Annotated in this window: 14 protein-coding genes, 1 pseudogene and 1 riboswitch; of the genes and pseudogenes, 7 read left to right on the top strand and 8 right to left on the bottom strand. The window is 69.0% G+C overall.

All coding sequences use genetic code 11. From position 1 onward, the window contains the following. Positions 1-124: 124 nt before the first annotated feature. From ACE11G_RS17350 to ACE11G_RS17325, 6 genes and pseudogenes are all read right to left on the bottom strand, one after another. A pseudogene (locus ACE11G_RS17350) lies at positions 125-834 on the bottom strand (hypothetical protein). 147 nt (positions 835-981) lie between these two features. After that, the gene (galK, locus tag ACE11G_RS17345) at positions 982-2,142 is read right to left on the bottom strand and encodes a galactokinase (RefSeq protein ID WP_062367990.1); all 1,161 of its coding nucleotides are present in this window, start codon (positions 2,140-2,142) and stop codon (positions 982-984) included. Further along, a complete protein-coding gene (gene galT / locus ACE11G_RS17340) occupies positions 2,135-3,271 on the bottom strand; it encodes a galactose-1-phosphate uridylyltransferase (protein WP_045537515.1) in 1,137 nt (378 codons plus the stop codon). Before galT ends, galK begins: the two co-directional genes overlap by 8 nt. 100 nt (positions 3,272-3,371) lie before the next feature. Then, a complete protein-coding gene (locus tag ACE11G_RS17335) occupies positions 3,372-4,919 on the bottom strand; it encodes an MFS transporter (RefSeq protein WP_045537513.1) in 1,548 nt (515 codons plus the stop codon). Next, positions 4,919-5,467, bottom strand: coding sequence for a TetR/AcrR family transcriptional regulator (locus ACE11G_RS17330; protein ID WP_045537511.1), 549 nt, complete (start codon positions 5,465-5,467; stop codon positions 4,919-4,921). The genes ACE11G_RS17335 and ACE11G_RS17330 overlap by 1 nt, the downstream gene beginning before the upstream one ends. A gap of 81 nt (positions 5,468-5,548) precedes the next feature. Continuing rightward, a complete protein-coding gene (locus ACE11G_RS17325; protein WP_045537509.1) occupies positions 5,549-6,106 on the bottom strand; it encodes a TetR/AcrR family transcriptional regulator in 558 nt (185 codons plus the stop codon). Positions 6,107-6,155: 49 nt separating this feature from the next. Between ACE11G_RS17325 and ACE11G_RS17320 the strand changes: the two genes are divergently transcribed. The 7 genes from ACE11G_RS17320 to ACE11G_RS17290 all read left to right on the top strand — a co-directional run bounded on the left by ACE11G_RS17320 (position 6,156) and on the right by ACE11G_RS17290 (position 12,385). Continuing rightward, positions 6,156-6,956 (top strand): acyl-CoA thioesterase II, encoded by an 801-nt coding sequence (locus ACE11G_RS17320; RefSeq protein WP_006897939.1) that lies wholly within the window; start codon positions 6,156-6,158, stop codon positions 6,954-6,956. A gap of 38 nt (positions 6,957-6,994) precedes the next feature. Beyond that, positions 6,995-7,181, top strand: a riboswitch (cobalamin riboswitch). A gap of 27 nt (positions 7,182-7,208) precedes the next feature. Continuing rightward, positions 7,209-8,174, top strand: coding sequence for an ABC transporter substrate-binding protein (locus ACE11G_RS17315; protein ID WP_197078052.1), 966 nt, complete (start codon positions 7,209-7,211; stop codon positions 8,172-8,174). Positions 8,175-8,181: 7 nt separating this feature from the next. Beyond that, positions 8,182-9,222, top strand: coding sequence for an iron ABC transporter permease (locus ACE11G_RS17310; RefSeq protein WP_045537507.1), 1,041 nt, complete (start codon positions 8,182-8,184; stop codon positions 9,220-9,222). Then, a complete protein-coding gene (locus ACE11G_RS17305) occupies positions 9,219-10,031 on the top strand; it encodes an ABC transporter ATP-binding protein (RefSeq protein WP_006897942.1) in 813 nt (270 codons plus the stop codon). The genes ACE11G_RS17310 and ACE11G_RS17305 overlap by 4 nt, the downstream gene beginning before the upstream one ends. After that, the gene (locus tag ACE11G_RS17300; RefSeq protein ID WP_006897943.1) at positions 10,031-10,765 is read left to right on the top strand and encodes a ferredoxin; all 735 of its coding nucleotides are present in this window, start codon (positions 10,031-10,033) and stop codon (positions 10,763-10,765) included. Before ACE11G_RS17305 ends, ACE11G_RS17300 begins: the two co-directional genes overlap by 1 nt. Before the next feature lie 86 nt (positions 10,766-10,851). Beyond that, positions 10,852-11,553 carry a hypothetical protein gene (locus tag ACE11G_RS17295; RefSeq protein WP_045537505.1) on the top strand — a complete coding sequence of 234 codons (702 nt, stop codon included), beginning with the start codon at positions 10,852-10,854 and terminating at the stop codon, positions 11,551-11,553. A 106-nt stretch (positions 11,554-11,659) separates the two neighbouring features. After that, a complete protein-coding gene (locus tag ACE11G_RS17290) occupies positions 11,660-12,385 on the top strand; it encodes a hypothetical protein (protein ID WP_231650068.1) in 726 nt (241 codons plus the stop codon). Positions 12,386-12,446: 61 nt separating this feature from the next. Here ACE11G_RS17290 and gdhA read toward each other — a convergent pair whose 3' ends face one another. Further along, the gene (gene gdhA, locus ACE11G_RS17285) at positions 12,447-13,790 is read right to left on the bottom strand and encodes an NADP-specific glutamate dehydrogenase (protein WP_006897947.1); all 1,344 of its coding nucleotides are present in this window, start codon (positions 13,788-13,790) and stop codon (positions 12,447-12,449) included. A 229-nt stretch (positions 13,791-14,019) separates the two neighbouring features. Continuing rightward, positions 14,020-14,697 (bottom strand): MspA family porin, encoded by a 678-nt coding sequence (locus ACE11G_RS17280; RefSeq protein WP_006897948.1) that lies wholly within the window; start codon positions 14,695-14,697, stop codon positions 14,020-14,022. Between the last annotated feature and the right edge of the window lie 120 nt (positions 14,698-14,817).

The raw sequence follows: 14,817 nt of genomic DNA, 5'->3' as shown, positions 1-14,817 counted from the left end.
GCTGGGCGGGGTCTGGGGTTTCGACTCGCTTCGCTCGCTCAACAAGCCTGGGAGGGATGCTCGCTCAACGAGCCTGGGGAGGACGCTCGCTCAACCAGCCTGGGGAGGGCCTGGGAGGCGCTCGTCAGGACTTCTTCGACGTACCGGGGAGCACGCCGGCGTCGAGCACCGGCTTGACGAAGGGGCGAGTGCGCTCGATGAGGTCGGCGACGTCGGTGCCCAGACTCGCGCCGGTCAGTAGGTCGGTGCGTGCTTCGATGTCCTGATACAGGTCGAAGCCCGCCGAAGTGAGGCGGTGTCCGTCGTCGCCGATCTCGACGAGACCGCGCCGCGCCAGTCGGTCGACGGAGGCGTCCCAGTCGTCCTCCGACCACCCGCGGGTGAGTAGGAAGAACCGATGCCCCATCACCCGTCGACGGACGGTCGGGTCGGGCAATGCGGCCTCGTGGAAGACGCCGGCGTCGATCCCGTCCAGACCGTGGCCGATCAGCTCGGCGATGTGGTTGTCGCCGCGCCATTCCCGGAGTACCGACAAGTGACGCCAGAGGGCGAGGTGCGGCGCGTCGGGAATCGGGGTGGACGCCCATGCCGCGCCCAGGGGCCGACCGGAGACGGGCAGTCCTCCGACCGCCTTCTCGTACTCGGGCAGCAGCGGCGTGATCCGCTCGCACGCGGCACCCGGATGGCGCGGTACTGCTCGTCGAGCATCGCGTACCGCCGTTCGGCGACCTTCTCGAGGCCGACGGCCCGAGCGCGGTCCCATGCGGATTCGACGAGCGCGGGTGAGAAGTTGTAGAAAGCGGCGGCTACGACCGCTCCCGTGGCATCGCCCATCGGGGCGCCGGTAGAAGGCGTGGCCGTCGAGCCCGAGGTCGGTCTGGGCGTCGCCGAGGCCCGGATTGAAGTAGGCGAGGACGTGGAAGGGTTCAAGAGTCTCGTAGGCGCGGCGCGCGATCGCCGCCTGTTCGGTGCTCATGAGTGTCACTGTGCCATCACCGGACCGGCTCCCGCGCCCGGACGGACACGGATCACCGTCGGACGCGGATCGCCGGCATCGGCGACGAGACCCGGCAACGTGCTCTCGATCCGCATCGCGGCCTCGGCCGGTGCCAGGGCGACGACGCTGCCGCCGAATCCTCCGCCGGTCATCCGGGCCCCGAAGGCGCCGAGGTCGCGGGCGGTCTCCGCGATGCGGTCGATGCGGGGTGTGGTGATCTCGAAGTCGGTGCGCATCGAGTGGTGCGACTGATTCATCAGTTCTCCGAAACGCGTGCAGTCTCCGTCGCGCAACGCCTGTGCTGCGTCCCGGACCCGTCGGTTCTCGGTGAGAACGTGCCTGGCGCGGCGCCGCAGTTCGTCGTCGCGGAGTGCTCGCCAGCCGTCGTCTCGGACATAGCGCAAGCTGGGCGCCGACAGGCGGCGGGCGGCGTCCTCGCACGCCGCTCGTCGCCTCCGGTACTCGCCGTCGGCGTTCCGGTGCGGGGACCGCGAATCGATGACGAGGAGCACCGCGCCGCCCAGAGCCACCGGCACCGGCGTCACCTGCAGTGAGCGGAAGTCGAGGAGCAGAGCGGTGCCGTCGGCGCCGAACAGACTGCTCAACTGGTCGAGCAGACCGGTGGGGGCGCCCACGTATCGGTTCTCGGCGCGCTGGGCGATCAGCGCGAGGGTGCGCCGGTCGACGGTGGCCCCGGCCGCGGCGGCCAGCGCGTGGAGCACCGCGCACTCCAGAGCAGCAGACGACGACAGTCCCGCTCCGACCGGCACATCGGAGCGGATCTCCATGCGCCCGCCGGGCACCCGGACACCGTGTTCGCGCAGCGCCCAGACACAGCCCGCCACATACGACGCCCAGCCGGTCACCCGGGTGCCGTGCGCCGCGTCATCGTCGGGAGCGGTGTCGATGGGCACGCCGGCCCGGCCGGGCGCGAGGTCGGAGGAGACGACGACCGATTCGGCGGCCGGGTCCGGCCGGAAGCTCACCGTGGTCCCGAGCTGCAGCGCGATCGACAGCGCCAGCCCGTCGTTGTAGTCCGTGTGCTCACCGATCAGATTGACGCGGCCCGGCGCATATGCGCGCACCTCCGGCTCCCGCGACCGCGGTCCGGGAGACGAGGTGCTGCCGGCCGATCCCTCAGGCATGTCTGCCATGGTCCGCCTGTCGGCCGAGCGCCGCACGCAATTGCTCGGCGATGTCCTCGGGGGTCTTGTCCGTGATGAAGGCATCGCGCGCCGACTCGGACCCGGCCAGGTATTTGAGTCTGTGGGCGCTGCGGCGGATCGAGAAGATCTCGGCGTGCAGGTAGCCCTCGGCCGCGTCGGCCGGATACTGATGCCACGACGCGACGTAGGGCAGCGGGGCGTCGTACAGGGCGTCGCAGGCTCGAAGGACCGCGAGCTGGGTCCGCGCGAGGTCGTCGGCCTCCCGGTCGGTGAGTTCGCCGAGACCGCGGACGTGCCGGTTCGGGTAGACGTGCACCTCCACCGGCCAGCGCGCCGCGAACGGTACGAACGCAGTGGTGTGCGCGGTCGACAGGAGAATTCGCTCGCCGTCTTCGAGTTCGCGGGCGAGGATCGCTTCGAAGAGGTCTGCGGAGTGCTCGCGCCGGTACCGACCGGCCGACCGCAGCATCGATTCGGTGCGGCGGGTACGGAACGGGTAGGCGTAGATCTGGCCGTGCGGGTGACCGAGGGTCACGCCGATCTCCTCGCCGCGATTCTCGAAACAATGGACCTCGCGCACGCCGTCCAACGCCATGAGCTCGGCGGTCCGGTGCGCCAGAGCGTCGAGGACCAGGCGGGCGCGGCGTTCGGGGAGTGCGCCGAACGAACCGTCGTGGTCGCTGGTGAAGCAGACCACCTCGCAGCGGCCGGTGCCCGGAATCTCGGTCCGCAGCGGATCGTCGCTCGCCGGCGGCGACGCTCCGGCACCGGCAGGCTCCGGTGGTGCGGCGAGCGACGGGAAGCGATTCTCGAACACCGCCACCCCGTAGTCCGACGCTGGGATCTCGCTTCGGAGACCCTCCGGGTCGGGGCACAGCGGGCACTGCCGCCGCGGCGGCAGATGGGTACGGTCCTGGCGCGCGGGCGCCACGATCACCCAGTCGTCCGTGACGGGGTCTCGGCGGACGGTCGTCGCACCGCGATCCGTCGGCAGGTCGCGGCGGTCGGGGCGCAGGACGGAGGCCTCGCCGTCGTCGAACAGCAGTATCTCGCGTCCGTCACTGAGCCGTCCGCGGACCGGTTCGGGGAGAGACCTCGCCGTCGACACGCGGCGAATCTACCATCGGGCTCCGGTCGCGACGACCTTCCGCGACCGGAGGCCGGCACGCGTTTTCAGATCGTCACGGGGAGACGACCCCGGGTCCGGCTCATCCCTCGACCACCTCGGCGTCGATACGCGTACCCGCAGGGACCAGGGCGTACACCGCCGCGGCGACCGCCAGCATGATGAGACCGCCGGTGAGGCTGGTGATCTGCAGCGAATCGGTGAACGCGGTACCGGCTTGCTGTGCCAGGTTCGGCATGTGCAGCTGATCGGCGACGCCCGCCGCGGACCCGATCGACTCGCGGGCCGCGTCGTGCAATCGGGGATCGAGGTCGTCCAGCGCGCCGGACTCGTCGAGCCGGCTGCGATAGAGCACCGCGGCGACGCTGCCGAGGAGCGCGACACCGATGACGCTGCCGAGTTCGTAGGAGGTCTCCTCCATCGCGGCGGCGTTGCCCGCGCGGTTCTCGGGGCTGCCCGACATGATCAGCGCCGAGCCGATCGCCAGCGATCCGATGCCGACACCCACCAGGATCAACGACACGACGGCCGACGCGTAGTGCAGCTCTCCGGGGATCAGGTACACGGCGATCATGCCGATGCCGGCCACCGCGATGCCGCCGGCAATGACGATTCGCGGACCGATGCGTTCGGCCAGACGCGGTGCGGCGAGCGACGCGGCGGCCGAGGCGACAGCGAGCGGGACCAGCTGCAGGCCGGCACGGATCGGTGAACTGCCCTCTACCGACTGCAGCCACTGGGCGAGCAGCAGCAGGGCCGCGGCCATCGCGAACATCGAGCCGAGGGCGCCGGCGATACCGCCGGTGAAGACGCGGCTGCGGAACAGTCCGACGTCGAGCATCGGCCGGTCCTGGCGCAGACTGCGGCGGACGAAGACGGTCAGCAGCAGCACTCCTGCGGCGAACGCGGCCCAGCCCTCGGGGACCAGCAGACTCGATTCGGCACCGAAGTGCTTCACCGACCACATCAGGAGCACCATGCCGGAGAACGAGAGGGCGATGCCCAGCCAGTCCCAGACTCCCGGGTCGGCCGACCGCGACTCGGGGAGCAGGAAGACCCCGGCGACCACGGCCAGCGCCATCAGCGGAGCGTTGACCAGGAAAGCCGACTGCCAGGAGAAGTGCTCCACCAGGAAACCGCCGACCAGCGGGCCGATCGCCGCACCGAGACCGGCGACCGACGACCACACCGCGAGTGCGCGCGCCCGCCGGCGCGCGTCGGTGAACAGGACGCGGATCGTCGACAGTGTGGTCGGCATGATGAACGCGCCGCCGGTGCCGAGGAGGGCGCGGATGGCGATCACCGCGGTCGCCGACTCGGCGACCAGGACGAGCAGCGATGCGGCGCCGAAGACGGCGTACCCGGCCAACAGCATCCGCTTGCGTCCCCAGCGGTCGGCCAGCGATGCGGCCGGGACGAGCAGCCCGGCGAGCACCAGCGAGTAGACGTCGACGATCCACAGCAGCTGGGAGGCGGTGGGCTCCAAGTCGGCCGACATCGCGGGAAGAGCGATGTTCAGGATCGTCATATCCATCACGATCACGAGCAGGCTCGCACTCAACACAGCGGTCGCGAGCCAGGCGCGGACGGTGGAGTAGCCGGTGCTCCCCGTGGTGGGTGAGGCAGTCATCACGGTTGTCTTTTCTGCGCCATGAACGGCGCGACGAGAGTGTGCAGGAAGTCTTTGGAGACGACGGTGTTGTGCAATGCCGCGTGCATCACGACACCGTCGGAGACGATCGCGAGGGCGAGCGCGTTGTCGGGTCCGACGTAATCGCTCAAGATCTCGACGAGATTGGTCTGCCAGCGGAGCGACAGCGCGCGCAACTCGGGATCGAACAGGCCCGCCGATATCAGCGAGACGTCGGCCGCGACGGCGCGGCTGTCGGCGAGGTAGTCGTGAATCTGATCCACCAGCGCTTCCGCTGACCCGCCGGCCGCGACCAGGCTGCTCCGCACGGCGGCCAGGTCTTCGTCGACCTCCGCGGCGAGCCGCTCCAGGGCCTGGGTGCGCAGGTCGTCGATGGAGGTGAAGTACTGGGTCGTCGATCCCAACGGCACACCCGCACGCTCGGCGACGCGGCGGTGCGTCAGCGCGGCCGGTCCGAGTTCGATCACCAGATCCGCCGCCGCGGCGAGAATCGCCGCCCGCCGTGCCTCCGGGTCGTGCTTGGCCATGACTCCCTCGCAATTCTGTACGAATGTACATGTACTTTTGTACAGGGTTGGCGGAGGTCTGTCGACCGAATATCGGAGGGCTCAGCCCCACGTCTCGCGGATGTGTGACGACAAGGCGTCGAGCGGTGCGGTGGAACGGGTGGCGCGAGAGGTGATGATGGCGCCTTCGAGGGCTGCCACCAGCATGTCGCCAGCCCGTCGGGCGGCGTCCGCGGCCAGTCCGTCGGCCTCGAAGGATGCGGCGATCTGGCCCGCCAGCGTTTGGAAAGCCGTGGCGGCGCGCTCGGCCGCACCCGGGTACTCCGCGGCGGAGGTGGAGGCGGCAACCAGGGGGCAGCCGAGGCGGTAGTCGTGGCGCACCAGGGTCTGCTTCCACTCGTCCACGATGACGATCAGACCCTCCACAGCGGTCCGGCCGTACAGTGCGGCCGCGAGGCGCGACGAGGCGTGCCTGCCCGCCTCGTCGGTGGCCTGCTCCAGCAGTTGCGCCTTGCCGCGGGGGAAGTGCTGGTACATCGAGCGCCGCGCCACGCCGCTGTGCTCCATGAGCTCCGACATTCCGAATCCGTCGGCTCCCTTGCTCCGGAGCAGCTGAGTCGCCGACAGGAGCAGTCGGTCGCGGACGGGGAGTGTTGCCATGCACTCAGGGTACGCGTGAGTAGAACGATCGTTCTGTTACCGTCGACGCATGACTCACGTTTTCGATGAGGCCATCGCCCTCACGCCCACGGCGTCGGACCATGTGGTCCGCGCGCAGACGCATCCCGCGTACAACAACATGGTCGGCCCGTTCGGCGGCATCACGGCCGCGACCGTCGTCAACGGCATCCAGCAGCGGCCCGACGTCCTCGGCGATCCGCTCGCGCTGACCATCAATTACGCGGCACCGATCGCCGAAGGACAGTGGGATCTCGACCTGCGGCCCGTCCGGACCAACCGCACCAATCAGCACTGGGTGGTGACGATCAGCCAATCCGGACAGGTGGCGGCCACCGGCACCGCGGTCTTCGGCGTCGCCCGTGACACCTGGTCCGACACCGAGCCGACGCCTCCGGCCGCACCGCCCGCCGAGGAGGTCGAGGTCAGCGAGTACGTGGACTTCATCGCCTGGGCCAAGAACTACGACAAGCGGTTCGTCGCGGGCGGCATGGACGGGAGGAACGACGCCGACTCGACGTCGACGCTGTGGCTGCGCGACCGGCCCGAGCGGCCGCTCGACTTCCCGGCGCTCACCGCGATGACCGACGTGTTCTACCCTCGTGTCTTTCTCCGGCACGGAACCTACATGCCGGCGGGCACCATCACCCTGACCACGTATTTCCACGCCACCGCGCAGGAACTCGAGGCGCATGGAACCGGACACGTCCTCGCGACGGCGCGCGCCGCCCGGTTCGGGCACGGTCATTTCGACCAGTACGGACAGCTCTGGTCGGGCGAGGTGCTCCTCGCGACCACGCACCAGCTCGTGTACTTCAAAGACCCCGCCTGATTCGAGGTCGCCCGAGTGTCCCGGCCGTGCCCGGATACACTCGGGCGATACGTCACGGTGCTCGGGAAGTCCGGTGAGAAGCCGGCGCGGTACTCGCCACTGTGAACAGGTCCGGAAGTCGCCGGGAGTGCAGGACTCCAGCCACTGGGTGCTCGTCATCTGGGAAGGTGTGACCGCCGGCAGTCCTGTGTAGCCAGGAGACCGGCCGCGGCGTACCCCGAAGTTCCACGAGTATCTGGAAAGGGGGTCGCATTGCGCACCCTGAAGAACGCGGTGATCCTGGCCGTCGCCGGCACCGTCCTCACCGTCTCTGCCTGTTCCGGCGACGATCCCGCATCCGGCGCCGACGGCTCGGCGATCAGCCTGCAGAACTGCGGCCGCACCGTCACCCTGAAGAAGCCGGCCGACGCGGCCATCACCGTCAACCAGGGGGCCACCGAGTCGGCCCTGGCCGTCGGCGCCGGCGGGCAGCTGGTCGGCACCGCCTACCTCGACAGCGCCATCGCCCCGCAATGGGCCGCAGCCTACGGCGAGATCCCGGTGCTGTCGGAGAAGTACCCCACCCGCGAAGCGGTCCTCGAGAAGCACCCCGACCTGATCGCCGCGTCGTACAGCAGCGCCTTCGACGACAAGGCGCTGGGAAGCCGGCAGTCGTTCGACGACCTCGGTGTGGCGACCTACGTGTCGCCCTTCGGCTGCGAGGACAAGTTGAAGCGTCCGGCCTCGTCCTGGGACGCGGTGGCCGGTGAGACCAGCGACTACGGCGTGCTCTTCGGACGGACGGCCGATGCCGACCGGGTGAACGCCGACATGCGCGCGAAGCTCGCCGACCTCACCGCGAAGTCGGCCGGACGGGGCAAGACGGTTCTGTGGTGGGATTCCTCGACTGACAAGCCCTTCGTCGGTGCCGGCGACGGCGGGCCGCAATTGGTCATCGACGCCGTCGGCGCGAAGAACGTCTTCGGAGATCTCTCCGGCAACTGGGCCGAGACCGGCTGGGAGGCGGTGCTCAAAGCCGATCCGGACGTGATCGTCCTGGTGGACGCCGACTGGGATCCGGCCGCCGCCAAGCGGAAGTATCTGGAGTCCGACCCGGCGCTCAAGGACCTGAAGGCCGTCGCGAAGGGATCGTTCGTGGTGATCCCGTTCGCTGAGAGCACCCCCGGTCCGCGGCTGATCGACGGCGCCGCCAAGCTGTCGGACGCGCTCGCGAAGTAGTCGGCGCGTGCGCGAACGGCTCCGCGGTACACCGGCCCTGGCGGGTTGGCTGGCCGGACTGACGATCCTGCTGCTGATCAGCATGGCGCTCGGAATCGTGGTCGGATCGGCCGATCTGCCGCTGGGCACAGTGGTGCGAGCGCTCGGCAGCAGCGTGGGCATCGGCACGTCCGATGTGCTCGACGAGAACATCGTCGTTCAGCTGCGGCTGCCGCGGGTGGTCGGAGCGGCACTCATCGGTGCGGGCCTGGCGGTCTGCGGCACCGTCCTGCAGTCGTTGACGGGCAACCAGCTGGCCGACCCGTACATCCTCGGGATGTCTGGCGGTGCGTCTCTCGGCGCCGTGGTGGTGTTGAGCACGGGAGTCGGCATGGGCAGCATGGCCGGTGGCTCAGTGGTCTCCGTCGCAGCGTTTCTGGGGGCGATGGGTGCGCTGCTGCTGGTGTTCGCGATCGCGGTCACGCGCGGGGGCGCGCTGCTTCCGGGCAGACTGATCCTGGCCGGCGTCGCCGTCGGGCAACTCGCCGCGGCGCTGAGTTCGGCGTTGATCTACTTCGGCCCGCACGGCACCGCCGACCGCGTCATGTTCTGGTCGATGGGGTCGGTGGCCGGCATCCGCTGGAACACCCTCGCGCTGACCGCGATCGTCACCGTGTGCACGATCGTCGCCGTGCTGGCCCACGCCCGAACGCTGGACGCCTTCGCCTTCGGTGAACGCGCCGCCGCGAGCCTGGGCACTCACGTGGCCCGCACTCGCTGGGTGCTCTACGCGCTGGTGTCGCTGTGCACCGCCGTCCTGGTGGCGCTGTCGGGGATCATCGGGTTCGTGGGGCTCGTGGTGCCGCACATGGTTCGCTTTCTCGTGGGCCCGCTGCACTATCGGGTCCTGCCGGTGGCGGTGGTGCTCGGGGCATTGGTGGTGGTCTGGGCCGACATCATCGCCCGCGGCGTGATGCCGTCGCGGGAACTGCCGCTCGGGCTCGTCACCTCGGTGATCGGCGTGCCCGCCTTCATCTACCTGCTCCGGCGACAGCGAGGCACCGAATGACCGGTACCGAGACCGGGATGCCCGGCATCGAGATGCGGGCGGTGAGCTTCGCCCGCGGCGAGCGGAGAATCCTCGACGACGTCACGGCCCGGGCGCCCGCCGGCCGATTCACCGGCGTGATCGGCCCGAACGGGTCCGGAAAGTCGACCCTGCTGTCGATGGTGATGCGTTGGCAGCGGCCCGACGCCGGACAGGTGCTGCTGGGCGGCACCGACGTCCGGGAGTTGGGCCGCCGCGAGTTCGCGCGCACCGTCGCCGAGCTGGAACAGCACTCGGCGACCGTCCTGGAACTGTCGGTGGAACAGATTGTGGAGCTCGGCACCATCCCGCACGCCGGCGGATGGGCCAGGCCGCTCGGAGACGCCGCGCACGAGGCGCATCAGGCCATCGGAACGCTCGGCATCGAGCATCTGCGGCACCGCACCTGGCAGACCCTGTCCGGCGGCGAACGGCAGAAGGTCCAGATGGCGCGGGCGCTGGCGCAGCGCCCGAAGGTCCTCGTCCTCGACGAGCCGACCAACCATCTCGATGTGGCGGCCGGGCTTCACCTGCTGCAGCTGGCCCGGGATCTCGGCCTCACCGTCCTCGCTGCCCTGCACGATCTGCAACTCGCCGCGATGTACTGCGACCACCTCGTCGTGCTCGACGAGGGCCGCGTCCGTGCGCAGGGCAGCGCCTCCGAGGTGCTGACGCCCGAGTTGCTGGCGGACGTCTACGGCCTCGACGCGCAGGTGCTTCGCCATCCGGTCACCGGCGGGCCACTGATCGTCATGTGCGGCGTGGTTTCGGCCACAGGAGGGGAGAAGTGATGATCGACGCCGACTGGGTGATCGTGACGGCGCCGACGGATCGCGGCGCGGATGTGCACGGCGAACTCGCCCGTGCGCTGGGAGAGCTCGCCGAACGCCATCCGGGCACGGTCTTCCGCTCCGCCGTCCTGGGCGGTGAGTCCGACACCGTCACCGAGGTGCTCGACGAGGCGGCCCGCGAGGGCGCCGACTCGGTGGTGGTGCTGAGCGGTCAGACGCTCGCCGACCGAAAGATGGACGCTTGGTTCCGCCGCGTGATCGGGCACTGGCTGCGGAACCGCCCGGCGGGCTCCGCGCCGGATATCAGAATCGGCGGATCGCTTTGCCAGACAACGGATTACGCGAATCTGATCGAGCGGGCTGCCGCCGACGGCGGGGCCCCGGCCCGCGATACCACCGCCCCGCTCGCGACGAAGGCCTGGGACGCGGTTCCCGGGTTCGCGCGACACGTGCTGGTCTGCCGCGGTCCCCGATGCTCGGCGCGAGGGGGCGCCGAGACGCAGTCGGAACTCTCCGCCGAACTCGACGCCCGGCGGCTCGGCGACGACGACGTCCTCATCACGCTCACCGGGTGCCTGTTCCCCTGCTCGCAGGCGCCGGTGGTCGCGGTCTACCCGGACGACGTCTGGTACGCCGGACTCACAGCGGCGCGAGTCGCCGATGTGGTGGAGCGGCACCTGGTGGGAGGTGAACCGATCCGGGAGTGGTTCGGAGACCGATCGGCGAGCCGGTGAACCGGACGCCCGAGCGGAGACGGCCGGGGACGGCCCGGATGTCCGGCAAGTACATTCAGTACTGAAACCACAGTCGAAGGGGACACATGGCGGGCAGGGCGATCCGGATGTCGGTGGCGATGCTGGCGGGTGGCGCAGTGCTCGCCTCGGTGGGATGCAGCACCGACGGCTCGTCCACCGCTGCCGAGCGCGAGGCCGCCGAGCTGCCGCTGACACAGGCCGAACTGCCCGCCGGTTTCCACACCGCCCGGCTCAGCAAGGACGCCCTCGCGCAGATGACGGAGCAACTCTCCGATTCCACCGCACACGTCGACATCGCACCCGCGCAGTGCGCGGCATCCGGAGCGATGGTCACCACGATCGACCCGAAGAGGGTCGGCGTGATGGCGGCGACCGATGGCGACGATGCGATCAGCGAGTCGGTGCAGCCCGTCGCCGAGATCGACGGCGGCGTCGACCTCGAGGCTGCGCGCAAGCAGGTCACCGGCGACTGCGGCGTCGTCCGGGTGCACGTGAAGGCCGGCCCGGTCAAAGGTTCGGAGATCACCGTCACGCACACCGTGATCGACGTACCGCGCGGGGCCGCCGACCAGGTCCTGGCGGTGGAGAGCCGGAGTAGGACGGTGAACGGTTCCAAATCCGGTGAGACGAGTCTGCTGGTAGGAAACGCCCTCGTCAACGGTTACGCGGTCACCGTACAGATGAGCGCCGTCGACCAGACCGCCGATCTGAATCGTGCAGTTTTCGAGGACGTCTTCGCCAGGGCGATCGCCAAGGCCGCGCGCTGACCGCCGCCTCGACGGGATGCCGGTGCCGCGCCCGGATTCCGCATCGGTCAGGATTGTCCCGTCTACTCAGTATCACCAGATAGGGATGAAGACCGACGTGATGACAATGAAGAGGATTGCCGGCGCCGCCGCTGCCGCGAGCGCGGCATTGCTGCTCGTGACCGGCTGCAGCTCGACCGAGGACGGCGCACCGGTGCCGGGTGCCGCATCGTCGGCCGCCGCACCGTCCGCCGATGCGGGCAAGGCGCCGACGCTGGTGATCGGCAAGGCCGAGTTTCCGGCCGGGTACCAGGTGACCCCGGTTCCGCGAGACCAGATCCAGAAGGTCGCCGATTCCGTCCTCAGCTCGACGAAGAGTGCCAAGGTGACGCCGGCGAACTGCATGCAGCTGAGTGCGTTTCCAGACAAGATCGACCTCGCCAAGACCGGCTTCGTCATCGCGATGAAGGGCACCTCCGTGCTCGCTGAGACCGTCTCCGTGGTCGACCACTCCGTGGAGGACTTCCGCAAGGCCGTGACCGGCGACTGCGGCAAGATCAAGGTCGAGATCACCGAGGGCCAGGCCGCGGGCGCGAAGGGCACGGCCGTCTCGAAGGTGATTCCGGCGCCGAAGACGAAGGCGGACGACGCGATCGTCGTGCAGCAGAGTTCCACGATCGACTTCAAGGGAACCACCACCAAGACGTCGATGATCGTCGGTTACGCGATGGTCAACGGCTACCTGGTCAGCGTGCAGGCCAGCGACGCCTCCCCGCAGTCGACTCCCGACCTGGCAGCGTTCAACAAGGTCTTCACCAAGGCCGTCGATCGGGTGGCCACCGAGACCGCCTGACCACTCCCGGACAATGAGAAAGGCCCGCCGACGGCGGGCCTTTCTCATATGACTGCGTCGGTCAGATGACGCCGAGCGCGTTCATCGCGTCGGCGACCTGAACGAAACCGGCGACGTTGGCGCCCAGGATGTAATTGCCCGGGTCGTTGTACTCGTCGGCGGTCTGCAGGCAGGTGTGGTGCAGGGTGCGCATGATGGAGCTCAGACGCTCCTCGGCGTACTCGAACGTCCAGGAGTCGCGCGAGGCGTTCTGCTGCATCTCCAGCGCGGAGGTCGCCACACCGCCGGCGTTGGCGGCCTTGCCCGGCGCGAAGCCGACGCCCGCAGCGAGCAGGACCTTGGTGGCCTCCGGTGTGGTGGGCATGTTGGCGCCCTCGGCGACCACCTTGCATCCGTTGCGGACCAGTGCCTCGGCGTCCTTCTCATCCAGCTCGTTCTGCGTCGCACACGGCAGCGCGATGTCGGCGGGCACCTGCCAGAGGTTGCCCTCGGTGACCAGGCGGGCACCGCCGCCGCGCAGTTCGACGTACTCGCTCAGGCGGGCCCGGCGGACCTGCTTGACCTCCTTGAGGATCTCCAGGTCGATGCCGTTCTCATCGACGACGTAGCCGGAGGAGTCCGAGCAGGCGATGACCGTGCCGCCGAGCTGGTGGATCTTCTCGATCGCGTAAGTGGCGACGTTTCCGGAACCGGAGACGAGGACCTTCTTGCCCTCGAAGCTGTCGCCCTTGGCCTTCAGCATCTCGTCGACGAAGAAGACAGCGCCGTAACCGGTGGCCTCCGGGCGGACCTGCGAACCGCCCCACGACAGTCCCTTGCCCGTCAGGACGCCGGACTCGTAGCGGTTGGTGATGCGCTTGTACTGGCCGAACAGGAAGCCGATCTCGCGGCCGCCGACGCCGATGTCGCCGGCGGGAACGTCGGTGTACTCGCCGATGTGGCGATACAGCTCGGTCATGAACGACTGGCAGAAGCGCATGACCTCGAGGTCGGAGCGGCCCTTGGGGTCGAAGTCCGAGCCGCCCTTGCCGCCTCCGATCGGCAGGCCGGTCAGAGCGTTCTTGAAGATCTGTTCGAAGCCGAGGAACTTGACGATCGACAGGTTCACCGACGGGTGGAACCGCAGGCCGCCCTTGTACGGGCCGAGGGCCGAGTTGAACTCGACGCGGAAGCCGCGGTTGATCTGGACCTGGCCGGCGTCGTCGATCCACGGCACGCGGAAGATGATCTGACGCTCGGGCTCGCACATCCGGGCCAGGACGTCCTGGTACTCGGGGTGCTTGACCATGACGGGGCTCAGCGACTCGAAGACTTCCTGAACGGCCTGGTGGAACTCGGGCTCACCGGGGTTGCGGTTGATAACCATGTCGTAGCAACCCTGGAGATCGCTGTCCCATGCGGTCATGTGTAGTACTCCCAACTGGTGCGCTGGACGAGGCGGGCTCGGCGCACACCGCAAATTCCGGTCCTCTCGGGCCAATTTCCGTTGGTCACTCTATCGGCGCAGCGGGTGCGGCATGAAACCGGATGCTCGTTTCGTGTGGTTGACCACTGCATTACATGCTTATTACGGCGCAGCCGCCACGACGACGGGGCCGGCGCGCGATGCACCGGCCCCGTCGCGGGAGAGCGGGTCAGATCCGGCTGGTCTTGCCGTACGCGTAGTAGACGTAGACGCCGGTTTCGGTGGTGACGGAGATCTTCGTGAACGGACGCACCGAGATCGGGCCGAGCGCGTTGGTCGCGTGAAGCTCGACGCCGGACAGCACGATGTCGGCCGTCGGCTTGGTGAGCGCGATCTTCGCGAGCGAGACAGTGGTGATCTTGCCCGCGGCCACCTCGAACTCGAGGTCGGTGGCCGGGATGATCGTCGACTCCGCGCCCAGGCTGACACCCACGTCGCCGACCGAGCCGCCGCCACCGGTACCGGAGACGGTGACGTTCGGGTTCACCTTCGCGTCGACGCCGCCGGTGAGCTTGAGATCCGGGGTGTGCGCGGTGATCTTGACGCCACCGGGTGCGATCGAGACCGGATACCCGATCTGGTAGCCGACCTCCAGCGTGGCGCTGACCTTCTTGTCCTTGATGCCGGTCAGCGCGGCGTGCACGTCGGACGAGAGCAGGGCCTCGGCCGAGGTGGGAGAACCGTCCAGCGGCGGAATCCGCTTGGCCGAGAGCTGGCCGGTGGTCAGCTCCACGGTGACACCCTCACGGGTGTGGTGGGTGGCCGCCGTTGCGGTGGCCGGAATCAGTGCGGCGGTCGCGAAGAACGCGACGAGCAGCGTGAACGCTGTGATCAGACGCTTGGTCATGTGTTGATTACCCCGACGGTAGAAGAGAGAGACCCGCCCGGCGGCGAGTCCATATCACAGTAGGAATCCGCGATGTGCCGATTCAACGAATCTCTCGCCGATGTCCGCATCGTCACTGGT

Source organism: Gordonia sp. PS3 (assembly GCF_041950545.1).
GTDB lineage: Bacteria > Actinomycetota > Actinomycetes > Mycobacteriales > Mycobacteriaceae > Gordonia > Gordonia sihwensis.
This window is presented reverse-complemented; position numbering and strand designations above follow the sequence as displayed.